26 protein-coding genes are annotated in these 22,323 nt (G+C 51.1%); 17 read left to right on the forward strand and 9 right to left on the reverse strand.

Annotated features, from left to right (window positions below; translation table 11 throughout):
• Positions 1 to 28: 28 nt before the first annotated feature.
• The 3 genes from MVG27_RS06565 to hjc all read right to left on the reverse strand — a co-directional run bounded on the left by MVG27_RS06565 (position 29) and on the right by hjc (position 3,079).
• On the reverse strand, positions 29 to 1,069 hold the full coding sequence (locus tag MVG27_RS06565) for a lysyl aminopeptidase (RefSeq protein WP_297550795.1): 1,041 nt from the start codon (positions 1,067 to 1,069) through the stop codon (positions 29 to 31).
• An 80-nt stretch (positions 1,070 to 1,149) separates the two neighbouring features.
• Positions 1,150 to 2,691, reverse strand: a complete 1,542-nt coding sequence (locus MVG27_RS06570; RefSeq protein ID WP_297550797.1) for a hypothetical protein — start codon at positions 2,689 to 2,691, stop codon at positions 1,150 to 1,152.
• Positions 2,681 to 3,079 carry a Holliday junction resolvase Hjc gene (hjc, locus tag MVG27_RS06575; RefSeq protein ID WP_297550799.1) on the reverse strand — a complete coding sequence of 133 codons (399 nt, stop codon included), beginning with the start codon at positions 3,077 to 3,079 and terminating at the stop codon, positions 2,681 to 2,683. The genes MVG27_RS06570 and hjc overlap by 11 nt, the downstream gene beginning before the upstream one ends.
• Positions 3,080 to 3,150: 71 nt before the next feature.
• On the opposite strand from hjc, the gene MVG27_RS06580 reads away from it, so the two are divergent.
• From MVG27_RS06580 to MVG27_RS06595, 4 genes are read left to right on the forward strand one after another with little or no spacing between them, the layout of a single operon-like run.
• Positions 3,151 to 3,675 carry a gamma carbonic anhydrase family protein gene (locus MVG27_RS06580; protein WP_297556387.1) on the forward strand — a complete coding sequence of 175 codons (525 nt, stop codon included), beginning with the start codon at positions 3,151 to 3,153 and terminating at the stop codon, positions 3,673 to 3,675.
• Between the two features lie 5 nt (positions 3,676 to 3,680).
• The gene (uppS, locus tag MVG27_RS06585) at positions 3,681 to 4,475 is read left to right on the forward strand and encodes a polyprenyl diphosphate synthase (RefSeq protein ID WP_297550828.1); all 795 of its coding nucleotides are present in this window, start codon (positions 3,681 to 3,683) and stop codon (positions 4,473 to 4,475) included.
• Between the two features lie 60 nt (positions 4,476 to 4,535).
• Positions 4,536 to 5,210 (forward strand): TBP-interacting protein, encoded by a 675-nt coding sequence (locus MVG27_RS06590; RefSeq protein WP_297550830.1) that lies wholly within the window; start codon positions 4,536 to 4,538, stop codon positions 5,208 to 5,210.
• Between the two features lie 3 nt (positions 5,211 to 5,213).
• Positions 5,214 to 5,975 carry a hypothetical protein gene (locus MVG27_RS06595; protein WP_297550801.1) on the forward strand — a complete coding sequence of 254 codons (762 nt, stop codon included), beginning with the start codon at positions 5,214 to 5,216 and terminating at the stop codon, positions 5,973 to 5,975.
• Here the strand turns inward: MVG27_RS06595 and MVG27_RS06600 are convergent.
• Positions 5,934 to 7,814, reverse strand: coding sequence for a threonine--tRNA ligase (locus MVG27_RS06600; RefSeq protein WP_297550832.1), 1,881 nt, complete (start codon positions 7,812 to 7,814; stop codon positions 5,934 to 5,936). The genes MVG27_RS06595 and MVG27_RS06600 overlap by 42 nt on opposite strands.
• Positions 7,815 to 7,925: 111 nt before the next feature.
• Between MVG27_RS06600 and MVG27_RS06605 the strand changes: the two genes are divergently transcribed.
• The 4 genes from MVG27_RS06605 to MVG27_RS06620 are packed head-to-tail and all read left to right on the forward strand — an operon-like array spanning position 7,926 to position 9,823.
• On the forward strand, positions 7,926 to 8,519 hold the full coding sequence (locus tag MVG27_RS06605; protein ID WP_297469181.1) for an exosome complex RNA-binding protein Csl4: 594 nt from the start codon (positions 7,926 to 7,928) through the stop codon (positions 8,517 to 8,519).
• On the forward strand, positions 8,516 to 9,145 hold the full coding sequence (locus tag MVG27_RS06610) for a DUF2067 family protein (RefSeq protein WP_297550803.1): 630 nt from the start codon (positions 8,516 to 8,518) through the stop codon (positions 9,143 to 9,145). The genes MVG27_RS06605 and MVG27_RS06610 overlap by 4 nt, the downstream gene beginning before the upstream one ends.
• Positions 9,135 to 9,422, forward strand: a complete 288-nt coding sequence (locus tag MVG27_RS06615; protein WP_297469186.1) for a DNA-directed RNA polymerase subunit L — start codon at positions 9,135 to 9,137, stop codon at positions 9,420 to 9,422. The genes MVG27_RS06610 and MVG27_RS06615 overlap by 11 nt, the downstream gene beginning before the upstream one ends.
• A gap of 5 nt (positions 9,423 to 9,427) precedes the next feature.
• Positions 9,428 to 9,823, forward strand: coding sequence for a ribonuclease III family protein (locus tag MVG27_RS06620; RefSeq protein WP_297550805.1), 396 nt, complete (start codon positions 9,428 to 9,430; stop codon positions 9,821 to 9,823).
• Here the strand turns inward: MVG27_RS06620 and MVG27_RS06625 are convergent.
• A complete protein-coding gene (locus tag MVG27_RS06625) occupies positions 9,820 to 10,491 on the reverse strand; it encodes a hypothetical protein (RefSeq protein ID WP_297550807.1) in 672 nt (223 codons plus the stop codon). The genes MVG27_RS06620 and MVG27_RS06625 overlap by 4 nt on opposite strands.
• 82 nt (positions 10,492 to 10,573) lie before the next feature.
• Positions 10,574 to 11,380, reverse strand: a complete 807-nt coding sequence (locus MVG27_RS06630) for a sugar phosphate isomerase/epimerase (protein ID WP_297550809.1) — start codon at positions 11,378 to 11,380, stop codon at positions 10,574 to 10,576.
• 95 nt (positions 11,381 to 11,475) lie between these two features.
• On the opposite strand from MVG27_RS06630, the gene sppA reads away from it, so the two are divergent.
• From sppA to MVG27_RS06645, 3 genes are read left to right on the forward strand one after another with little or no spacing between them, the layout of a single operon-like run.
• A complete protein-coding gene (gene sppA, locus MVG27_RS06635; RefSeq protein WP_297550811.1) occupies positions 11,476 to 12,462 on the forward strand; it encodes a signal peptide peptidase SppA in 987 nt (328 codons plus the stop codon).
• 4 nt (positions 12,463 to 12,466) lie between these two features.
• Entirely contained in the window at positions 12,467 to 12,943 is a 477-nt protein-coding gene (locus tag MVG27_RS06640) for a PH1570 family protein (RefSeq protein ID WP_297550813.1), read from the forward strand.
• Positions 12,933 to 13,937, forward strand: coding sequence for an AI-2E family transporter (locus tag MVG27_RS06645; RefSeq protein WP_297550815.1), 1,005 nt, complete (start codon positions 12,933 to 12,935; stop codon positions 13,935 to 13,937). The genes MVG27_RS06640 and MVG27_RS06645 overlap by 11 nt, the downstream gene beginning before the upstream one ends.
• Here the strand turns inward: MVG27_RS06645 and folP are convergent.
• A complete protein-coding gene (folP, locus tag MVG27_RS06650; RefSeq protein ID WP_297550834.1) occupies positions 13,915 to 14,733 on the reverse strand; it encodes a dihydropteroate synthase in 819 nt (272 codons plus the stop codon). The genes MVG27_RS06645 and folP overlap by 23 nt on opposite strands.
• 55 nt (positions 14,734 to 14,788) lie before the next feature.
• On the opposite strand from folP, the gene MVG27_RS06655 reads away from it, so the two are divergent.
• The 5 genes from MVG27_RS06655 to MVG27_RS06675 all read left to right on the forward strand — a co-directional run bounded on the left by MVG27_RS06655 (position 14,789) and on the right by MVG27_RS06675 (position 19,093).
• The gene (locus MVG27_RS06655; protein ID WP_297550817.1) at positions 14,789 to 15,757 is read left to right on the forward strand and encodes a beta-ribofuranosylaminobenzene 5'-phosphate synthase family protein; all 969 of its coding nucleotides are present in this window, start codon (positions 14,789 to 14,791) and stop codon (positions 15,755 to 15,757) included.
• On the forward strand, positions 15,754 to 16,545 hold the full coding sequence (locus MVG27_RS06660) for an N-glycosylase/DNA lyase (RefSeq protein ID WP_297550819.1): 792 nt from the start codon (positions 15,754 to 15,756) through the stop codon (positions 16,543 to 16,545). Before MVG27_RS06655 ends, MVG27_RS06660 begins: the two co-directional genes overlap by 4 nt.
• Before the next feature lie 64 nt (positions 16,546 to 16,609).
• The gene (locus MVG27_RS06665) at positions 16,610 to 17,500 is read left to right on the forward strand and encodes an ABC transporter permease subunit (protein WP_297550820.1); all 891 of its coding nucleotides are present in this window, start codon (positions 16,610 to 16,612) and stop codon (positions 17,498 to 17,500) included.
• Between the two features lie 5 nt (positions 17,501 to 17,505).
• Positions 17,506 to 18,423: an ABC transporter ATP-binding protein gene (locus MVG27_RS06670; protein ID WP_297550836.1), complete on the forward strand. Its 918-nt coding sequence runs from the start codon at positions 17,506 to 17,508 to the stop codon at positions 18,421 to 18,423.
• Between the two features lie 82 nt (positions 18,424 to 18,505).
• On the forward strand, positions 18,506 to 19,093 hold the full coding sequence (locus MVG27_RS06675) for a hypothetical protein (RefSeq protein WP_297550822.1): 588 nt from the start codon (positions 18,506 to 18,508) through the stop codon (positions 19,091 to 19,093).
• Here MVG27_RS06675 and MVG27_RS06680 read toward each other — a convergent pair.
• Positions 19,083 to 20,348, reverse strand: a complete 1,266-nt coding sequence (locus MVG27_RS06680) for a UbiD family decarboxylase (protein WP_297550824.1) — start codon at positions 20,346 to 20,348, stop codon at positions 19,083 to 19,085. The genes MVG27_RS06675 and MVG27_RS06680 overlap by 11 nt on opposite strands.
• Positions 20,349 to 20,421: 73 nt before the next feature.
• On the opposite strand from MVG27_RS06680, the gene MVG27_RS06685 reads away from it, so the two are divergent.
• Positions 20,422 to 21,801 (forward strand): DEAD/DEAH box helicase, encoded by a 1,380-nt coding sequence (locus MVG27_RS06685; protein WP_297556389.1) that lies wholly within the window; start codon positions 20,422 to 20,424, stop codon positions 21,799 to 21,801.
• Here MVG27_RS06685 and MVG27_RS06690 read toward each other — a convergent pair.
• The coding region (locus tag MVG27_RS06690) for a tRNA pseudouridine(38-40) synthase TruA (protein WP_297556375.1) at positions 21,757 to 22,323 on the reverse strand (567 nt) is incomplete at its 5' end. The two genes, MVG27_RS06685 and MVG27_RS06690, sit on opposite strands and share 45 nt — an antisense overlap.

Here is a 22,323-nt window from a genome sequence, read left to right on the forward strand (position 1 = left end):
AGGGAAGAGAAGCCAATAAACCTTTCCATCACGGGGTCAGGTCCATTGGCCTGAGCTCCTCAAGGAGGTGCTTGGCGAGCTTTATCGTGAGGTCGATGTCCCTTAAATCGGCCGTCTCGACCTGGCTGTGCATGTAGCGTATCGGTATGCTCAGCACGGCGGTGGCAACGCCCTCCCTGTTAATCTGCATTATGTTCGCATCCGTCCCGGTCGGCCTCGGGCTGGCCTCTACTTGGAGCGGAATGTCATACTTCTTTGCAACCTCGTCGGCGAAGGCCCTCAGCTTGGGGTTGATGTTTGGGCCAACGGCGTCCATAACGGGCCCGCCGCCGAGCTTGGGAACGATTTTACCCTTGTCGCCCACCTGCTTGGCAAAGGTGACGTCCATGGCTATGCCTATCTCGGGGTCTATCGCGTAGGAAGCGACGCGAGCACCTCTAAGGCCTACCTCCTCCTGGACGCTGGCAACGAAGTAGATGTCCGCCTCGTGGTTTTCAAGGACCTTGGCAGTCTCAATCATTGCGTAGAGGCAAACCCGGTCATCGAGGTAGGGGGTGGCTATTCTGTTCTCGCTGAGCTGGGTGAAGGCCGGGGCGAACTCACCGACGGTTCCGACGCGGAAGCCGAGCTCCTCAGCTTCCTCCCCGCTGTCAGCGCCCACATCTACGACGATGGTGTCCCAGTCCGCTGCCTTCTTCCTGTCCTCTGGTTTCTGAAGGTGGGGCGGAATGTGGCCGACAACTCCAAAGCGCTCGCCCTTCTCGGTGAAGAAGCGAATCCTCTGGGCAACCAGCGTTCTCGGGTCAACGCCTCCAACCGGGACTATGTGGAGGTAGCCCTCCTTGTCTATGTGGTTCACCATAACGCCTATCTTGTCCATATGAGCTGCAATCATGACCTTCGGTCCAGAACCCTTCTTGTGGGCTATAACGTTTCCGAGCTTGTCGACCTTAATTTCATCAACATGATCCTTCAGTTCCTCAATCACGACGTCCCTAATCCCAAGGAATTCAAATCCAGAAACGCCCGGAGCCTCAACGATTTTCTTGAGCAGTTCGAGGTCTACCATGGCCCTCGCCTCCTTTAGATTTTCGTCTTAATGTGTTCGGCCGGCTTAATAAGGTTTGCTAAAGAAAAGTTAAAGAGCAGTCACCCGAGGAGTGCCTGAAGGTAAGCTTCCTCACCTGGCTCGAGGTCGAGCTCCCAGATTAGTTTCCCGTTCTCAACCTTGGCATTGCCCTTCGTGGCTCTGACTTCAACGGCCTTCACCGGCCTCTCAATGCGGTACTTCTCAAGGGGGCGGAGTCTTGGGGCTTTGACCTTGAGGAAGTAATAGCGGTCGAGCGTTTCCTCCTGAATTATGGGATGGGCGAAGGCCAGATAAGATGTTCCCGCAAGGACAATGCCCGATAGGATCAAAATCAGCCCGAGGTGGCTTGAACTTTTTGGTGTAATCTCCGATGTACTGGGAGGAAGCGGGATAGTCGCGTTGGATGGGGTCTGCGTTGGGCTTGGACTCGATGTCGTGGTCGGAGATGGCTTTGGGACACTCACAACGACCTCCCCGGGAAGGTAGCGGTCGCTTTCAGCTTTGATGACGATGCTCCCGTATCCTGTTCTTTTCAAACTTATCACAGCAACTCCCGAGGAGTTGGTTACCTCGTAATCCGTGCCCAGCGGACCGGACGCAACAACCGTGACGTTTGGGGCCGGAAGCCCGGAGGAATCGATGACCCGGACTACAACCGTCCCGTTGGAGACCGTTGGGGTTAGAATCAGTTTCTTGACGTCAACAAAGGTCGTCACGATTTTTCCGTCAAGGTTCAGTGTTACCCTGTAAACTCCCGGTTTCGTAACTAGGTAGGAGACCTGGCCACTTGGGTCCGTTTCAAATGTGGCGTTATTAATTGAGACCTCTATACCGGGAACCCCGCCCGTCGAGTTGAAAACCCTGACGTAGATGGCACCGTCCCTGAAGTAGACGTCATAGGAGAGCTTCCGCTGATAGACTTCGAAGGTCTTTGTAACTCTCTTGGATTTGCCACCGAGGTTTGCCCAGAGCTCAACCGTGTAGTTGCCGATATCCGGGCGCTTGAGGACGATGCTCTTCTCCCAGACTTCCCCGGGGTTGAGGTAAGTGGAGTTCTCGTAGCTTTTGAGTATGACACCTCCCCTCATGACCCTGTAACCTATGGAACCGAGGAGAATCCCGTTGGACTTTGAAACAACCTTAAAGGTGATGGCAACATCGTGTCCGTAGATATACCTTTTTCCGACCTCAATGGATAGCGAGTAGTCCGAGAGAACGCCAACGGATACGACAAACCTATCGCTTGAATAAACGTTTCCCGCCTTCGCAACGAGCGTGAGGTTGTACTTCCCAGGGGGGACGTTGAGAACCCTTAGCGTGATTGTATCATTCAAACTCTCCCCCGGTTCAATTGGAGTCCGTATTACCTTGACACTGTACTGGAAACCCTGCGCGGGGCCGGTAACGTAGACTGTAACGTTGCTTATCGTCTCGTTGCCGAGGTTTGTCACCGAAAAGGGAACAACAACAGTGCTCCCGGGCAGGGCTGGAATCTCCTTGTTGAGAACCGTAACGCTCAGAAGGGGGGCTTCCTGGGGCGAAACCTGTGGGGCAGTGAGAAGGGCAACGATTAATATGATGGCAAAAATTTTAGCCCTCATCAAAAATCACCTCTCCGAGGGTTCTCTGCTTTCCGAGGAGGGAATCCAGCGTTTGGAACTCCTCGTTCAAATCGAGCCGGTAACTTTTCCCGCTCGACTTTAGGTTCCTAGGCAAATAGAACCTCCAGCCAATGTTTATGAACTTGACGGCGAGGATTGGCCTCCCCCCAAAGCGTTCCGCAAAGGAAACGAGCCTTTCAACGTCCTCTTTGGGGAGATAAAGCCTCTCCGAGCGGGTGCTCTTGACCTCTATGCAGAGGTAATCCCTTCCGTTGCCGGCAACGAGGTCAACCCGGTGACTGCCGGCGGAACGAACGACGGCAAAACCGGCCTTCTCAAGCATCTTTATGAGCTCTCTTTCGGCACTGGCACCTCGCCTGTATCTCATAGCCCTTTCCCCGCTAAATTTTCCCGGTTATCTTTATAAGTTCTCCCCGAGACTATAACCCGGTGGTGGAAATGGCCGTTTATGAGTTCAACGGAAAGAAACCTAAAATTCATCCGACTGCTTTTGTCGATGAGAGTGCATCCGTAATCGGCGACGTCGTTCTCGAAGAGAAAACCAGTGTCTGGCCCTCCGCGGTTCTAAGGGGCGACATTGAACAGATTTACGTCGGCTGTTGCTCCAACGTTCAGGACAACGTGAGCATACACACCTCCCACAACCAGCCGACCATAATAGGCAAATACGTCACCATAGGCCACAACGCGGTTGTTCACGGCGCGGAGATAAGCGACTACGTCATCATAGGCATGGGAGCGGTAATCCTCGACGGTGCGAAGATTGGCAAGCACGTGGTCATAGGCGCTGGAGCCCTCGTCCCGCCGGGCAAGGAGATTCCCGACTACAGCCTCGTTCTCAGTGTTCCGGGCAAGGTTGTTAGACAGCTAAGCGAGGAGGAAATCGAGTGGACCAAGAAGAACGCGGAAATCTACATGGAGCTCGCCGAGAAGCACCTCAAATCAAGGAAGCGGATTGAGTGAGGGCCATGATTTACAGGCTTCTCTCCCACGTCCCCCACATTATTTTCAAGCCCGCCTACGATCTGTACGAGAAGTACCTCTTTGAAAAGGTTAAATCAGGGAACATTCCCAAGCACGTTGCCATAATAATGGACGGCAACAGGAGATGGGCAAGGAAACTCGAAAAGCCCCCATGGTATGGCCACTTCTTTGGTTCCAAAAAGCTTGAGGAAATCCTCGAATGGTGTCGCGAGCTTGGAATAAGGACGCTCACTGTTTATGCATTCTCCACCGAGAACTTCAAGAGAACACCAGAAGAGGTAAACGCCCTCATGAACCTATTTGAGGAGAAGTTCAAGGAGCTCGTTAAGGACGAAAGGATTCACAGATACGGCATCAGGGTGAACGTCCTTGGGAGAAAGGAACTCCTTCCCGAAAACGTCAGGAAAGCGGCAGAGGAAGCCGAGCGCGCAACGAGGAAGTACTCCAACTATACCCTCAACATAGCGTTGGCCTACGGGGGGAGGAGTGAGATTGCCGATGCCGTCAAGGAGATAGTCGAGGACGTTCTGGCCGGAAAGCTGAAGCCGGATGAGATAGACGAGGAACTCATAAAGCGCTACCTCTATTACCCCAACATGCCCGACCCGGACATAGTGATAAGAACCGGCGGTGAGGTTAGGATAAGCAACTTCCTTCTCTACCAGATTGCCTACAGCGAACTCTTCTTCGTTGATGTATACTTCCCGGAGTTCAGGAAGATTGACTTCCTTCGAATCATACGCGAGTTCCAGAAGAGGCAGAGGCGCTTTGGACGGTAGTTTTTAAGCTTTTCCGCTAAAGCTTATTAACACCCGCGAGAACCTTCTCAGGTGGTGAGCATGTACAGTGAGCTGAGTCCCGGCGTTAAGAAGGTCTACACTCAGGTTCGCTACCTCGACGACTACCACTGGGAAATCGAGGGGAATACGATAATTGGAACCCACAAGAAGAGCAACGTAAAAGTTATCATAGACGTCGCCAAGAACAAAGAGGATGCAGACTCTCTCGCTGGAAAGGACGTCAATGGAATCCACATCGTGGCGATTCCCGACAAGGGCGTCTTTTATGTCAAGAACGGAAGCTTTGTCCTTACCTACCGCTACCTCAAAGCCACCCTCGCGGATATAAACGACCACATAGTTTGGGCCGGCTTCAAGGTCGTTGAAAGCGATGGGAAACTCGTTCAGGAGGACATCTACGAGTACCTAGGCGGTGCGCTGATAAACCACATAAAGGCCAACCTTTTAGCTGGTCAGGACTACATCTTCTGGCAGTTTTACAGGTGCGAGGAATGCGGGAAGTACGTTGACATTGAGAACCTCGAGAACCACCTTAAGGGGCACGGTATAAAACTCCACGAGAAGAGCGAGGAGCACTACGAGGTCTTTGAGCTCAACTTCAGGGACGGCAAGGTTTACGACAAGTTCGGCAAGGAAGTCAAGCTCGACAAGTTCAGCGAAGAGGCGAAGGAGTTCCTGAACGAGGTGTTCTCGGGTGCTCCATCAGGGGGGTGATTGATGGAAACCCTCCTCGAGGTTTTTCCTCCCTCGAAAATGAAGGGGTCAACCGTTTCCGTAATTTTTGACACCTATTCGTCAGCCTGGCAGATTTTATTTCTCTTTCTGAGAAAAGCCATTGAAGAGGGCTACTTTACGGTTATTTCAAACTACAGCGTTCCCCTCAAAAGCCTCCTCCACAGGTGCAGTAGTGTAGGTCTAAACGCGGAGGAAGCACTCCAAAGTTCCAGGCTTGCCATAATAGACGTCTTCGGCTCCAGGTATTCGCCCCTCAGACTCGATATGAAGAACGTCTTCTACCTCGACAAGGTTGAACCAGAGACCATAAACCCGAAGATAGACATGATCTACTGCGGGCCTCTCAAGGAGAGGTTGACTTCAGAGAACGCCATCAGAATGATTTACACCCTTGACGGGGCCTCCCTGATGCTCGGGGAAGAACAGACCATAAAGCTCCTCAACCAGACGATAGCCCAGAAGAGCATCCGCTTTCCTGAATCAATTCTTCTCCTGCCACTCAACGCAGACATGGTCTCCAAGAGGTTCGTGGCATGGGTTTCAAACATAAGCGACTACGTTCTACTGGCAAAGTCGGAGATAAGGGATAACAACGTCAAAGAGCTCCTCTACTTCCTGAAAGCACCATACGCGGACTTCGAACCGATGATATACTCCCTTAAAGTAAGCAGGGGAAGGGAAAAGATAGTGTTGAAAAAGATATCAACCCCTGAACTTTGGCCTCCTGCTGAGGAGGAGCGGTAGGGGCCTCGGCTTGTAGGGGAAGCCCTCGGTCTTCCTCTTTATCTCCCTGATGAGGTCTTCGAGTTGCATCTCAACCTGCTTGCCGTCCTCCCTTCTTCTCACCGTTACCGTGTTCTGCTCCTTCTCGTTCTTGCCGACGACGACTATGTAGGGAATCCACTCCTTCTCAGCTTTCCTTATCTTCTTGTTGAGTCTATCGCCGGTATCGTCAACGTCAACCCTTATCTTAGCTCCTTCAAGCTTTCCTGCAACGTAGAGGGCGTAGTCCATGACTTCATCGCTGACCGGTATAACCCTGGCCTGTATCGGGCTGAGCCAGAGCGGGAAGCTCGGCTTTATTCCCTTCGCCTGCAGTTTCGCCTGCTTCTCGAGGATAGCGTACATGACGCGCTCAATCGCTCCGCTCGGAGAGCAGTGGAGTATCAACGGATAGCGCTCCTTGCCTTCCTCGTCGTAGTAGGTTATTCCAAACCTTTCAGCGTTCTCCACGTCTATCTGCACCGTGCTCAAAGCGGCCGCTTTGTCGAGGTTGTCAACGAAGTTGAACTCGAACTTGAGTATGAAGTAGAAGAACCTCTGGTCCCACATCTCTATCAGGACGGGCTTGCCTATTATCTTCGCCAGCTCGACTATGAAGTCCCTGTTTTCCTCCCAGAAGTCCCTCGTAAAGCGTATGGCCACCTCGTAGTCCTCTGGCGTAAGGCCAACGCCCTTAAGAACCTCCATGCTAAGCTTGTACTGCTTCTTGAACTCGTCCATCGCCTGCTTTAAATCGCGAGCAACGGTGTGCATGTCCGGCATCGTGAAGGCCCTGAGCCTTCTCAGGCCTGAAAGCTCACCGCTCTTCTCTCTCCTAAAGGAGTATCTAGTTAGCTCGTACATCCTCAGCGGAAGGTTGCGGTAGCTTATGATTGCGTCCTTCTTGATGAGGAACTGACCGAAGCAGGCCGCGAAGCGGAGGAAGAACTTCTTGTCACCGCTCTTCACGATATACTGTCTCGCAGGGAACCTGTTAAGGTACTTCTCAAGGGCAGGGTGCTCGAAGTCATACATGATTGGCGTTTCCACTTCCATGGCACCGTATTCAACGACCTTCTCGGTGACGTACTGCTCGAGGAGACCCTTTATGAGCCTGCCCTTTGGATAGTAGCGGAGGTTTCCTCCGTCGCTTCCCGGTTCGTAGTCAACGAGCTCGTGCTCAAGCATGAGCTTAACGTGCGGTGGTTCTCTGTCGGCTATCCTGTTCTTGGCTATTTCATAGTTGACGAACTTCCTGAGGTTCTCGTGACCAGTGAAGTCGAACTTATCCACCTCGATGAGCTCGCCCTCTGGGGTTAGGATATACCAGTAGCTTACAAGCTCCTTCTCCTCCTTTTCAAGGGCTATGTTGCGCTCCTCTTTCGAAACGCCTTCCTCCGGAACTATCGTCCTGCTGAGCTCGGCCAGCGGGTGGCCCTTACAGCTGAGCTTGAAGGCCTTGTAGTAGCCAAACGGGGCGCGCTTGACTTCATAGCCTTTCTCGCGAAGCTTTTCCTCGATTTTCTTGAGCACCTCAAGGGCAACGTCCGGCTTCGCCAGTTCGCTACTCAGGTGGGCGAAGGGGTAAACGAAGACCCTCTCGGCCTTGACCTGTTTTGCGACCTCTTCGATTTCCTTCACTGCCTTCTCGACGACCTCGTCTGGGTTTGACTCATCAACCTTCTCGACGCTTATGAAGACCGCCAGAACCTCATCGAGCCTGCCCTTCTTCTGTTCCTCGCTTATCGGCTCGGGGTTCTTGAGGGCTTTGTCTCTGACCTCGTACTCAAGGTAGTCCGCGTGTATCAGAAGCATTCTCATTCCTACCACCACCTCTCCATCGCTTCGAATTACTAAAACTTTTTCCTTCCGCCTATAAACGTTGGGGAACGCTTAAAAAGACGGGGTAGGAAAATCTTCGGAGGTGAGGGAATGGAGGATAAGAAGGTTAAGAACGGCGACCTCGTACTTCCGGGAGATTATCTCGGCGTCATAGAGGAGTTCATGCCCGGTGAAGGTGTCAGAGAAGAGAACGGCGAACTTTACGCAACGAGGGCTGGTAAAGTCAGAATCAACCAGGAGAAAATGGAGATAAGCGTCGAACCCGTAACAGACACTCCCCCTCTCCCAAAGGTCGGCGATGTGGTTCTCGCCAGGGTCATAGAGGTCAAGCCTCAAGCTGTAATAGTCCAGCTCCTCCAGATAGAGGGTCGCGAAAACGACAGGGAAATAGCGACCTCAAAGCTCGCCGGAATTCACATTTCCCAGATAAAGGAGGGCTTTGTCGAGGACATAACCAAGGAGTTCAAGATTGGCGACATCGTGAGGGCAAAGGTCATAGCCAACGAAAAGAGCCCGATACAGCTTACAACAAGGGATAAAGATCTTGGCGTCGTTTACGCCCTCTGCTCCCGCTGTAGGACTCCCCTCATAAGGCGTGGGGACAAGCTGATCTGCCCGCGCTGTGGAAACGTCGAGACAAGAAAGCTCTCGCCTTATTACAGAAAGGTAAAGGTGTCTCTATGAGGGCCAAGAAGGTAATAACGATTCACGTAAAGGACGACGTTGAAAAGGAGGAGTTCATGAAGGAGCTCCAGAGACTCCGCCTGCCGGCTTTCATCTACGTCCACGGGAAGCTAAACTCGCTTAAAATCAACGTTCAGGGTACAAAGGACGACATCAGGGAGGCAATAAGGAAGATAAGGGAAATCCACAACCGCGTAAGGGCCAAGCTCTATCCGGACAAGCGCGGTTTATACCACTACACGATTGATGACCTCCTCCGCGAGGCCAGAACGAGCGTTTCAACCCCCATAATAATCAAAGCCCTCGAACTCCTCGGCGAAAAGGTCGAACTCAGCGAAGATGAGCTCGTAACATCCCTCCCCTGGAGCGAGGCCGTTGAAGTCGTTGAAAAGCTTGGAGATGCTCTTTCGGAGATAGCGCTCCAGACGACGAGGCAGATTAGGGAAGTAGTAGTTCCGGTCAGCGTTGCCTTTAACCTCCCTCCCGAGGAAGTCATGGAGAAGCTCGTCGAGCTGGGCCTCGCCGAGTGGAAGGAGGATAAGTTTAAATACGAGCTCATTAAGAACAAGGAGCAGGCCCTAGAGGAGCTGTTAAAAGCCCTAAAAGGTGATGCTGATGAGGATTGAAGTAATAAAGCGCGAGGAAAACCTGCTGGAGTTTTACCTCGAAGGGGAGGACCACACATTCGCCAACCTGCTCAACGAAGTCCTCCACGAGAACAAGCACGTTAAGTTCGCAGGTTACACAATCGAGCACCCGATTCTCATGGCCAGAAAGCCGAGGTTTAAAGTCGTAACCGATGGGAAGGTTACCCCGGAGAAAGCCCTGGAGGAGGCCGCCCAGAAGATATTCGACAGGGCCAGGGTTCTTCTTGATGCGTGGAAGAAGGCCCTCGAAGGGTGAAACCCTTGGCCTCTTTTTCTTACTCCAAAGATTTTACCGACAAGGGCCTGGCCAAGTTTGGCGATTCCCTCCTTAACTTCGTGTTTTCCCTGGCCCTGAGCGAGTATCTGGGCAAGCCTACCGGGGAGAGGGTTCCAAACTCATCGCTTGCCCTCGCCATTGAAATGGCAGGCCTACGAAAGCTAGCCCCCCCGAGGAGCGACAAGCACGCGAGGGGTGATGTGGCTGAAGCTATTCTAGCTTACGCCTGGCTTGAGGGCGTTATAACGATTGAGGAGGCCGTTCAAATCATCAGGGAAAACCTCACAGAAGATGTAACCCACTTCACACGGAAAAAGGAGGCAATAGGGAAGGCCCTGGCCGTTCTTTACAGGGAGATAGGGAAGAGAATGGGAGTTTAAGTTATCCTCGGCGGTCTCATCATCTCAGGAAGGTCACGCCAGAGCCAGAGAACGGTTATTGTGTAGTGGAAAAACAGAAAAGGAATCAACCAGCTCTGAAGGCCGAAGCGCTCAATCAGACCAAAGGGAACAACAATAGGATAGGGGATTTTGAGGAGATAGAACAGTTCCCTCGTTTTCTCACCGAGGAGGATTCCCTTCCTTGAGAGCACGATGAGGAGTCCATGGAACAGTAAATAACTCCCAATGAGCAAAAACAGCTGGATATTCTTAACCGAAAGGATAATGGCAAGATAGTGGAAGATCAACTCCCCGATTAAAAGCAACGTAATGAGTATCTCCAGAGCTATCTTCGGACTAAATCCAGCCTCGGTGTAGGGTTGCTCATAATAGTAATCGGGCTTTGTTCTCAGTTTTGGGAGTTTCCCAATATATTCGTCCGAAAACATTAAGGATATCAAGTAGGTAAAGAGCTCCCAGTAAAAGATAAGGGGCACCATATAATCGTATTCAATCCCGGTAGCCCCAAACAGGAAAGTTTCGGAGAATATTAAAACCCCCAACGACCAGTGGAAAGGGAAGGAGTTTGACTTAATCTTTTCCACAATGACTCCAATGCTGACGGAGAGCGAGCCGTACAGAAAGATGAGCACTACCAACGATGCCATGATTTCACCCCGAAAACAAGTGAAAGAACAATATAAATACTTTTCGAAATTAGAATATAAACAAGCTGAGAAAAGGTAAAATTCAGAGGCTCGTTAGCAGTTCTATGAGTCCCTGCTTGCTCGGTATCTTCGCGAACTTGTCCGGGTCTTTGACTTTCAGTAGGAGTGGGACGTCGCCAAATAGTCTGAGCACCTTTCCAAAAGGTATGCTTCCCTCTCCAGGAAGGAGGTGGAGGTCGCCGACACCGTAAGCCAGAGCATCTTCGGGCTCGACCTGCGGGAAGAGCTTTCCAAAGTTGTCGTGTATCATGAGAATCACAGTCTTGTCAGTGCCGAGTTTAACGTCTTCAAGCAGTTTCTCCTCGTTGCCCTGAGCGCTGAGGAAAGCATGAGCAACGTCGAGGGCGAACCCCACGTTTTCTCTGTTTACACTATCAACCACATAAAGCGTGTCCTTAACGCTGAAGGTGTTTTCGAGGGCTATCTTTATGCCGAATGGAGCTACCATGTCCGCCAACTGTTGTATGGCCTCTATCTCAAGGTCGAGCCTTCCTGTCCTTCCGCTCTGCATTATTATAATCTTGGCTCCGAGCTTTATCGCAACGTCGGCTACAGCTTTGGCGACTCTAAAGTGTCTTGAGTAATAGATGTGATCACGAAGGTTAACTGAAACAGGCATTCTGACGGTGTAATCTATACCAACTCCCTTGAGAGTTGTTTCAATAGGCCTAAGCTTTCTCTCAACGACGAACCCGTTTTTTATCAGCCCCAACGCATGGGGAAATATTGACACAAAATCGTAGTCCTTGATTTTTACGTCTGCAAGCACTGAAGCAAGGGTTTTGTCCTTAGTAACGAAGTGGGGATATATCGTTACTCCTATCTCCATGGTATCACCTTGTGGAAAGTTGGCTTCCCGCTATAAAAAGCTTAGGTGAGAGTAGGTTTAAAAGTCAACCGCGTTATGGTCTTTAAGGTGGGACAATGAAAGAGAACATCTGGAAGTACATATCAGCGGTCTTGATCCTTCTGCTTGCCCTATCAGTTGTGGCAATAGCACTCCTCTATCAATCAGCGTCCCCAATAGCTGTTTCACCTAACATGACCACACCTGCCGTCGTTGAGACCCCAGTAAACCTCACCTGCAATGGAACGTCAAGCTACCAGATAAACCAGCTCAAAGAGGAAGTCGCTTATCTGCGTTCCCTCATTAACAAAACTGGCGGAAAAACAATAGCGGTCGTCCCCATTTTTGGGATAGTAGATGATTACACAGCCCTAGAAGTAATACCCCTGCTCAGGAGGATATCTACAAATAGCTCCATTGGGGGCGTTCTTCTCTGGATTGAGAGCCCGGGGGGAGAAGTTGGGCCGGTGATGGAAATATACTCCGCCGTTAAAAAACTTTCACTCGTAAAGCCCGTGGTGGCTTACTCCGGTGGCATAATGGCCTCTGGGGGCTATTACATAGCCAACGGTGCCGACAAAATCGTGGCAAGTCCCCTCGCTGAGGTGGGGAGCATTGGGGTAATATACGTCCACTATGACCTGGAGGAGAACTACCAGAGGAACGGAATTAAAGTGGAGGTCTTCAAAACCGGCCCCTACAAGGACATGGGAGCGGAGTGGAGGGACTTAACCCCAGAGGAGAAGAAGATAATAACCAACATGGTGAACACCTACTTCCAGGCGTTCCTCCAAGCTGTGAGCGAGGGCAGGAACATGAGCGTCTCCCAGGTTAAGAAGTTCGCCAGTGGAAGAACGTGGTTCGCCGAGAACGTTACCGGGACGCTAGTGGACGAAACCGGGGGTATTGATACCGCCATTTCAGTTCTCGAAAGGTTAATGAACGTTACGAGTGCAAAAGTAGTTATATACAAGAACCTTGAAACTCCAAGCGACTTTGAGGTAGCGGGGAGCAAGGCACTCTACCTTGACCCGAGCTATATTACTCCCTACCTCAGGGGGTGAGAGAATGCTCTGCGAGGAGAAGCTCGAGGTGTTTGAGAACGGTTTCGATGACGGGAAGTTCAAACTCAGGATTGAATTCTACGGAAAGGACGCCAGAAGGCTTCTCCTCGCTGTGATAAGGGAACTCTACCTTCCAGAATACGGGGAGGACTATGTTTACCCCTTCGAGTGCGCCAAAGACTTCTGGGGCATTTACCTTGACCCATCTGAGATCATTGCAGAGGAGCCCTCCTTCAGCCCGATAAAGTTCGTCAACAAAAGCGTCCTTAACAGGCTGGAGAAGGTGCTCGATGAAATAGCTCCAGAGGAAATTAAAGACAGAATCGACCTTGAAAAGGCCGAGATAGTGAAGCTCAAGAAAACCCTGCTCGCGCTCGGGAAGGACTTTATCCTCGACGAAAGGGGTTACCTCATAGTCTTCAACAAGCCAAGTGCAAGGGAACTAATCTTAAAATACTTGGGGATGCTGAATGGAGCTTGAAACTGCCGTCTGGGTCGGTGTTTCACTGGCAATACTATATTTGACCTGGCAGACGGTTAGTCCCGTTCTTTCTCCCCTGATAGTGGCGGTTACCCTTACGTATATACTCTATCCACTCCACGAAAGGCTTAGCTCAAAAATCGGCAACCGCTGGTCAGCCCTTCTCATTACGGGAATACTTACGGTTCTTTCCTTCCTTTTCATACTCGGCTTTGCACTCTGGATAAACGACGTTAAGTATTCCCTCGCGGGGTATGTCAACACATTCTTCAAGTGGCTTCTCGGCTTAAACTTACCCGCCGAAGCATATGACTTCCTCCAGAGGCTCTCCCGGGCCATAACGGACCGTTTCGATGCCTACGTTCTGGGATACACGTACTCACTTCCAAAGCTCTCCCTTCAGGTAATCGTCATGGTGTTCTCATTTTACGGCGTCCTTGTAAACGCAAAGGCCATAAAAACGGAAGTGTACTCGCTCCTACCCCCTTCAAACCGAGAACTTGCCGTTAAGTTAATCAACCGGGCCGGGGAAACCCTCCATCAGGTTCTCCGTGGATGGCTTCTGGTCAGCGTTGGAAAAGGCATTGCCATGGCCGTCGCCTTCTCGCTCTTTGGAGTGTCTAACGTCGGAGGTTCAATAGCGGCGGGCATACTTACGGCAATCCTTGAGCTTCTTCCCGTTGTTGGGGGCTGGATGGTCTGGCTCGGGGCATCGTTTTACCTGTTTACATCGGGAATGATTGGGCATGCGATAGCCATCTCGCTTTACGGGTTTACTCTCGTCTCGCCCCTGCCTGATATCTTCCTCTCAAAGAGACTCGGCAGAAGGCAGTGGGGCGTAAACGCACTGGTGAGCCTCGTTGGAATATTTGGAGGTTACATTGCCTTTGGCTTCGTTGGAATAATAATTGGACCCGTATCCCTGTCGCTCCTCATAACCCTTATAGAAGAGTGGAAGAAGGCAAAGAACACTAAGGAGCAAATCGCTTCATAAAACCGGCGACCTTAACTGCATCGAGGGTTTCCCCGACGTCATGGGTTCTCACTATATTGGCCCCTTTCAGAACCGCTATTGCAGTCGCTGAGAGACTTCCAGCCAATCTCTCGGAGGGGTCCTTTCTGCCAGTTATTGCCCCTATGAAGGATTTACGGGAAACGCCGACTAAAATTGGCCTTCCGAGAGATTTTAAAAGGTTGAGGTTCGCTATCACCCTTGAGTCCCACTCATACCACGGGGGGTAATCCGGTCTGAGAAAACCTATCGCAGGGTCCACTGCTATGTCTTCAACACCGTGCTCACTGGCTATAACGAGGCTCTCCTGAAGGAATTCAATCACCGTCCTTACGGGGTCGAGGAAGTCCTTAACCTCACCGTGGGCGCAAAGAACGACCGGAGCGCTGTATTCGGAGGCGACCTTTGGCATCTCCGGGTCGCCCTTGAAACCGGTAACGTCGTTGATTATATCCGCTCCGGCCTTCAGAGCTTCCTCGGCGACCCTTGCGCTCGTCGTGTCTATGCTCACCGGAACGTCCACCGCGTCCTTAATGATTTTAACTGCCCAGATGGCTCTCTTTATCTCCTCCTCCAGTGGAATCTGCGTCTCAAGGTAAGGGGCCGTGGACTTGGCACCCACGTCTATGAAACTCGCTCCCTCTTCAACCATCTTGACTGCCGTTTCGGCTAGGGCCTTTTCGTCGTTCCTCACGCTCCCCTTGTAAAAGCTCTCGGGGGAGACGTTTATGACGCCCATTATCCTCGGTTCGTTGAGCTCAACTCCCGCAAACTTCATGAGCATCCCCGAATAGATTTAGGAGTTGGGATAAAAAGACTTCGAGGTGGTGACCTTGATAATCAGAACACCAAAGAGGCTTCATCTCGGCCTCATAGACCCAACAGGGAGCCTTGGGAGGCGTTTCGGAAGCCTCGGCGTTGCCCTCGAAGGAGGTTATGAGGTTAAGGTACTTCCCTCGGAGAAGCTTGAGGTTAAGGCCGAAGGAGAGGACAGGGAAACGGTGGAGAGAACCGTGGAAACTATGAATTCAGCGTTTGAAACCGGAACCGGCTATTTCATTGAGGTCAGGAAAGCAATTCCAAGGCACGTTGGCCTCGGCTCGACAACGCAGTTGAGCCTGGCCGTTGGCACGGGCATAGCGAAACTGAACGGGATTAACATCTCCATCGAGAGACTCGCGAAAACACTAGGGAGGGGAAAGAACAGCGGGGCAGGAATTTACGCCTTCGCCTACGGAGGGTTCGTTCTGGACGGAGGAGTCGCGAATGGAGTTCCACCGCTCGTGATAAGGGAGGACTTCCCCGATGAGTGGGCGTTCCTTCTGGTCACGCCGGAAGTTAAGCGCGGTCTCGACGAGGAAGAGGAAAAGCCGATAATGGAAAGGGCTTTCGGTAGCGTTGAAGTCGCAAGGGAGATAAGTCACCGTATTCTGCTTGGACTGCTTCCGGCCTTGAAGGAGAGGAATATCAGGGGGTTCGGTAAACACCTCTCGGCTATCCAGAGACTCGTTGGGAGACACTTCTCGGAGTTCCAGGGGGGAGAGTTCAGGGAAGACGTTAAGCTAATCCTTGACTGGCTGGAAAAGAAGACATACGGAGCCGGACAGAGTAGCTGGGGCCCGACGGTTTATGGTCTCGTTCTGAAATCGGAGTATCAGTTGCTTTCAGCAGAGATAATCGATTACTTGAGGGAGCATGGCTTAAAAGCGAAGGTTGAACTCGGAAGGCCGAGGAACAGGGGAGCGGAGATAATAAGGGAGAACGCCTTCCTGGAAAGGCTCATAAGGAGTGTTGCTCAATGACCCTCGACCGCTTTATTCGGGTGAAATACAGAGAGAATACGGAAAAGGTTGAGAGGCTTGTCGAAATCCTGAAGGAGCTCGGCCTTGATTGCGCCCAGACCATCGAGGAGAGAGTAGATTTACAGTTCGACGCGCTGAAGAACCTGCATGAGAACCTAAAGAACGATGAGCTCTTTATTAAACTCGTCATCGCCAATTCTCTCGTCAGTTATCAGCTCACCGGTAAAGGGGAGGACTGGTGGTGGGAATTTTCCAGACACTTCTCAGATAATCCGCCGGTAGAAAGCATTGCGAAGGCCTACGCTGGTTTTCTGCCTTCGTCGAAGACGAACCGAAGACTCGTGAGTGGGAAAATCAGAAGGATAGAAAAGGTTGAGCCGTTCCTAAATTCCCTTTCCCTTGATGATTTGAGGAACTACTATTTCAACGGCATGGAGAGGCTTAGGGACGAACTGGCAAAAGCCCTGAATTCAAAGAGGAGCGCGAAAACCATAGTCTTTGCCGTGAAGATGTTCGGCTATGCAGGGAGGATAGCCTTCGGTGAATTCGTGCCCTACCCGATGAGCATCGAGATTCCCGATGACGTCAGGATAAACGCTTACACCAAACGGTTCACGAACGAACCCCCGGTAAGCTTCTGGAACAGAATAGCGGAAATTACTGGAATTCCTCCGCTACACATAGATTCTATACTGTGGCCGGTCCTTGGTGGGAAGGAGGAAGTCATTGAAAGATTGAAGAAATACTGTCCCAAAGCCAACCTCGTTCTCGAACTTAGAGGACTCTAATCCTATTCCTACTTTAATGACAAAATTTTTATACTTCTTGCCTTAGTTTGCAGGGGTGAATACGATGCTCTGGGGATTTAAGCTTGAGTTCATGAAAGGAATCAGAACAAAGAAGCTGTGGGCTGTAATGGTGATAATAATCGCCCTGTACATTCCCGACTTCTATTACATGAAGCGGGTGGGAGTCACAAACGAACTCCAAGCAATAGCCGAGATAATAAACTTCTCAAGCAAAACTGCCCTCTTTTTCCTTGGAATCCTTGCGATAATCTTTGGGGCAGGGGCAATAAACAAAGAAATTGAGGATGGAACAATTCGTATAGCCCTCAGCAAGAGCGTGACGAGACTGGGCTATATCGTTGGCAAGTATCTAGGCCACATTGTTGTCTTTGGTTTGGCTCTTCTCATTACAAGCTTTGTAACCCTGGCTGGCCTTCAGTGGGTTGGTGTTTCCGTTTCAAAGATAACCTCAGACGTCTTTCTGCTCAATCTGTTGCTCCTTCTGGTTATGCTGGAGTTCTTGGCGATTGGATACATAATCTCGACCTTCATCAGGTCATCGGGAACGTCCCTTGGCGTCGCATTGGGTGTGTTTTTCCTGCTTTACATATTCATCCCATCGTTTGTGGCGTACAGGATGTCCACAAACATCCCAAGCAACTTAACCGTAACGGAATACAACAACTACAAGGCAGAATACTACACCAAATATCTCTTTTATTCCCCTAACGCCCAGTTCATAGTAATACTTGATGCCGTCAACAACTACAAAAAGGTCACCAAAACTATCGAAATCAATGGAGGGACTCACAAGTTTCCACAGTACATCCCTGAATACGCAGGAATCAAGAATGCCATAAAGAAGAGAAGCATAAATGTTCTGTTGCTGGTTGTAATGACCCTCGTCTACCTCGGCATCGCGACCTGGCGCTTCCTTCGTATGGATTTGAGGTGATGGTGATGATTGTGGTTGAGAATCTTGTCAAGACTTACAAGGATGTCAGGGCCTTAGACGGGCTCAACCTCAAAGTCCCGAGGGGAGTGGTTTACGGCTTCCTCGGGCCGAATGGCGCTGGCAAGAGCACGACAATCCTAAGCTTACTCGGCCTGGTCTTTCCCCAAAAGGGAAGGATAGAACTCCTCGGCGAGGAAGTCTTCAGGAACGGAAAGTTCGATGAGAAAAAGCTCGTCGAGGCTAAAGCCAGAATCGGTTACATGCCGGAGCACGCTACCCTCTGGGAATTCTTAACTCCAGTCCAAACCCTCGACATTATCGCTGACGCCTTCAGAATTCCAAAGGCCGAGAAGGAAAGGAGGATTAACGAGCTTCTCGACATGGTTGGACTCAAGGACGTTAGGAACAAGAAGGTTGGCAAGTTCTCTAAAGGAATGCGCCAGAGGCTTCTCCTCGCTCAGGCGTTAATCAACGACCCGGAGCTTTTAATCCTCGACGAGCCCATGACGGGCCTCGACCCAAAGGGCATCGCCGAGTTCAAGGAGGTCATTAGAGAGCAGAGAAAGGCTGGAAAAACCGTCTTCTTCTCGAGTCATATTCTGGCCCACGTTGAGGAGGTCTGTGATACGGTGGGTGTTATTGTTAAGGGCAGGCTAATCCTTGAGGACAGCATTGAGAACATAAAGCGTGAATTCCTGAGGAAGGCCGGTTACACGATTATCATTGAGACCAATAAGCCGGTTGACTGGAGTTCCGCTAAGTGGAGCGTGACTCCCCTCGGTGGGAACAAGTATCGCGTCGTTGCCCCGGATGACATAAGGGAAGAGTTGCACGACTTCGTGGCTTCTCAAGGGGCAAAAATCCTGACGATGCAGGTGAAGGAGCCAAGCTTGGAAGAGATATTCCTAAAACTCGTAGAGTAGCTCATTTTATTTTCAAACTTCTCAATTTTGTTCAGTAAACTTTTTAGGTTTGAACTTAAAATCCGAATGGGTGTTGAACTGAATGCTACTTCCAATGCACATATTTGTGGCTTATCTCATAGGGCTTTGGAGGAACTGGAACCGAAAACTCCTCGGGTTATTTGTAATAGCGAATTCTGCCCCTGACTACAGCTTTATCCAGATGTTGCTCATGGAGGGTGACTTCACCCGAACCTTCTTCAACCACGGCTTTGTCTCCTTCTTTTACATGATACCGTTTGGTTTCCTCGGGATAATCGGAAACGGACTCCACCTTATCGCCGATGTTTTCACCGGGGGAATACCCTTCCTGCCTAACGGCATCTGGTACGGGTTTCCGAGGGTTGGGTGGCACTTCTGGGGGAAGTTCATACTCGTCCCATGGGAGGTTCCAATAGCGGTTGCTGGAGTTTATGCTGTCTACAAACTCGGGTGGGAGAAAGTGGCGTATTCGCTATTGGCGTTCCTTCTGGGGTATGGAGTCTTTATAGCGCTAAGCCCTGTGTACCTAATAAACCCCTACCTCTCAACGGCCCTGAGTTTCATAGTCCTCTGGTATCTCTACGATAGAATTGAGGTGATTGACGTTCTTGAAGCGAAAATTTTGGGAGTGAGAAAAGCTAAAGCCTAGCTTTCTCAAACTCCTCCTTTCTATCGAGAGGTTTCGTCGCGTCAATTCCCCACTTGGCGGTTAAGCTCCTCGTTGCTGAGGGGTCTAGAGAGCTCCCCCTGGCGTTTGGAATCACCACGAGGTCTTTATCGGCCTGGAAGCGCGTGGCTATCGCCCACTCGACTTCCCTGTCGTCGTAGATGTCTATGTCCTCATCAACCACAACCACGTGCTTCAGGCTTGGATGCCCTGCAAATGCCGCCAAGATTGCGTTCTTGCCGTCACCGTCGTGCTGTTTTGTTATTGAAACGACGGCGTGAAGCCACATCGCTCCGCCTTCTGTTAGGCGAACGCCGTGAACCTTTGGAACGACGCGCTTGACGCTCGCATAAATCTGTGGCTCCTTTGGAAGGCCCATCAGCATGAAGTGTTCGTAGCCTCCGGGAAGAAGGGCATGAAAGACCGGCTTGTCAACGTGATACATTCTCTCGAAAACAACGAGGGGTTGCTTCCTCACATGGTCGTAGGTACCCGTTATGTCCACGAAGGGGCCTTCATCAACGAGCTCAGGGGTTATCTTGGCCTCAAAGACGAACTCGCTCTCGACGGGAACCGGAATTCCTCCAAGTTCCACCACATCTATAGGTTTGCCGAAGGAAATCTCGCTAATCTTGCTTGCTATTTCAAGCTCGCTTATTCCATAGGCCGTACTCGTCGCTCCAGCTAAGAGGAGGTGAACGGGGTTGCCAACGACTATTCTAACCTCGAGTTCCTCGCCTCTCTTGGCTTTCTCCTTCCACATCGCGTAGAGGTGCCGCGGGACGAGCCTGATAGCGACGGTCGTCTCATCCCGGACCATCATTCTGTGGAACGACATATTGACGAAACCGTTCTCGTCTTTAGCTATGACCATCGCCGAGGTGAAGTAGGGCCCCCCGTCTTTCGGATAGTACTTTGGAATCGGGAGCTCAAGGAGGGAAAAGTCCCGCGTGGAGTTCTTCATGAAGGGAGCATTCTCGGTCTTTCTGTAAGGGGAGGGATTTTCCATCGCTTCCGCCATTAAATGAATAAGCTCCTCCTTCTTCGTTCTGAGGAAGCTTGCTATTCTCTCCCTCGTGCTCCATATATTGCCGGCAACCCTCCAGCCGTCCACGTCCGTGAAGAGAACGGGTCTGTCCCTGTATCTGGTAAGGTAGCGGGTAATTTCAAGTTCCTTGTTCACGGGTTTATCTATGACAATCAGGTCGTCGAAGGTTTGAAGAATCTCCGTCAGCATGGTATCACCTTAGGCTTTTGTTCCAAAAGGTCTATAAAGCCTTTTTCCAGACCTGCTTTGATTGGCCATGCCTATGGTTGTCCTCAGGATTCCCGAGGGCTCTGCACTGGTGAAAATTGAGAAGGCAGAACCCAGCGTCTACTTTAAAATCTACGATTTGCTCAGCTACAAAAAGGACTACGGCAAATGGGAGAAACCTGAAAGCCTCTACGACCCCTACGAAAAGACCTTTCCGGTGGGATTGTTACCTAGAGTCAAAAAGTTCCTCAACAGTAAGGGCTACCGGGTACGGGTGAAGGATGAAAGGCAAGTTCGCGGTGTTAAGCTAAACTCAAGCTGGAACGAGAACTACGAACTCAGACGGTATCAGAGAAGAGCGGTGAAAAAGGCCCTCAAAGAAAAAATGGGTGTTCTTGCCCTCCCGGTGGGGAGCGGAAAGACCGTTGTTGGGCTGAGGATTATTCACGAACTCGACCTCTCTGCACTCATAGTGGTGCACACAAAGGAGTTACTCTACCAGTGGGCGGAAAAGGTTGAGGAACTGCTCGGTGTTAAGGCTGGAATTGTTGGTGACAACAAGTGGAACGAGGAAAACGTAACCGTCGCGATGATACAGACGCTCCTGTCGAGGGGCGTTGATAAGCTTAAGAACGACTACGCCGTGGTCATGTTCGACGAGTGCCACAGGACTTCTGCAGCTGAGAAGTTCTACCAGCTGGGAATTTCCCTCCCGCAGGTCTACCGCTTCGGCCTCTCGGCAACACCGTGGAGAAGGGTTAGAGGGGAAGAAATAAAGATTGAGGCCGTCGTTGGCCCGGTAATCTACGAGGTAAAGGCCGAAGACCTCATCAGGGAGGGCTTCCTCGCAAAACCCCGCTTTGAGGTGATAACCTACGAGTCGAGCATGCCGTCCTTCAGCGAGCGCTACAAGGAACTCTATGAGGATGTTGTCATGAACAACGACGAGAGGAACAGGGCGATAGTCCTGAAGGCAAAGGAGCTCGTTAGAAAGGGCCACCGCGTCCTCATAGACGTGAAGCGCATCGAACACGGTAGAATCTTGAAGGAGATGCTCGAAAAGGAGGGGATTCGGGCGGAGTTCCTGAGTTCAAAGAGCCCCAACAGGTGGGAAATCCTGGAGGCCTTCAAGAACGGCGAAATTCCGGTTCTAATTTCTACTCTTCTCAAGGAGGGTGTGGACATACCTGAGATTTCTGCAATAATCCTAGCAGGCGGTGGGAAGAGTGACATAATGACGATACAGACCATAGGCAGGGCTCTGAGGCCGAAGAAGGGCATGAGAGCCGTTATAGTTGACGTTGCAGACGACGACCCGCTCCTCTACACGCACTTTATAGAGAGGCAGAAGGCTTTGAAGCAGTACTACGGCAAATACTACGACAGGGAATCAAAGCTCAACGAGGCAGTCTCCAAAAAGCGCCGCTCTGGTTAAAGCCCTCGAGTAGCGTTCAAAGAGGTCTCTTTTGGCCTTGGCAAGGCCTCTGTCATCGGTTTTAAACTTAATCCCGGGATACTCTATGTGCCACAGCACGAGGTTCTCGGGAGGGGCGGGAGGGACTTTCTTCCTGTACTTTCCGGATAGCATCTCACGGATTTCCTCAGGTTCGAGGAGTCCAAGCCCGCAGAATCGGAGCGCATTGACGATTCTCCTGACCATCTCCCAGAGGAAGCTTTTACCGGTAACCTCTATGACGTAGTAACCGTTCCGGGGAAGAACCCGAAGCGAGCTCACCTCTCTAACGGGGTCCCTCCCCGGTTCGAGCCTCGCGAAGGCCGAGAAGTCATGGGTTCCCTCGAATAGTCTGGCGCACTCAAGAACCCTCTCAAGGTCAAAGCCCTCGTTCACAAGGTAGTAGCGGTAGGTCTTTGACCTCGCCCAGAACCGGGGATGGAACTCCTCGGGGACTTCGGAAACACCGAGAACCCATACATCCCGTAGGTGATGGTTTAAAAC

The sequence above is a fragment of the Thermococcus sp. genome (assembly GCF_027011145.1).
Lineage (GTDB): Archaea > Methanobacteriota_B > Thermococci > Thermococcales > Thermococcaceae > Thermococcus.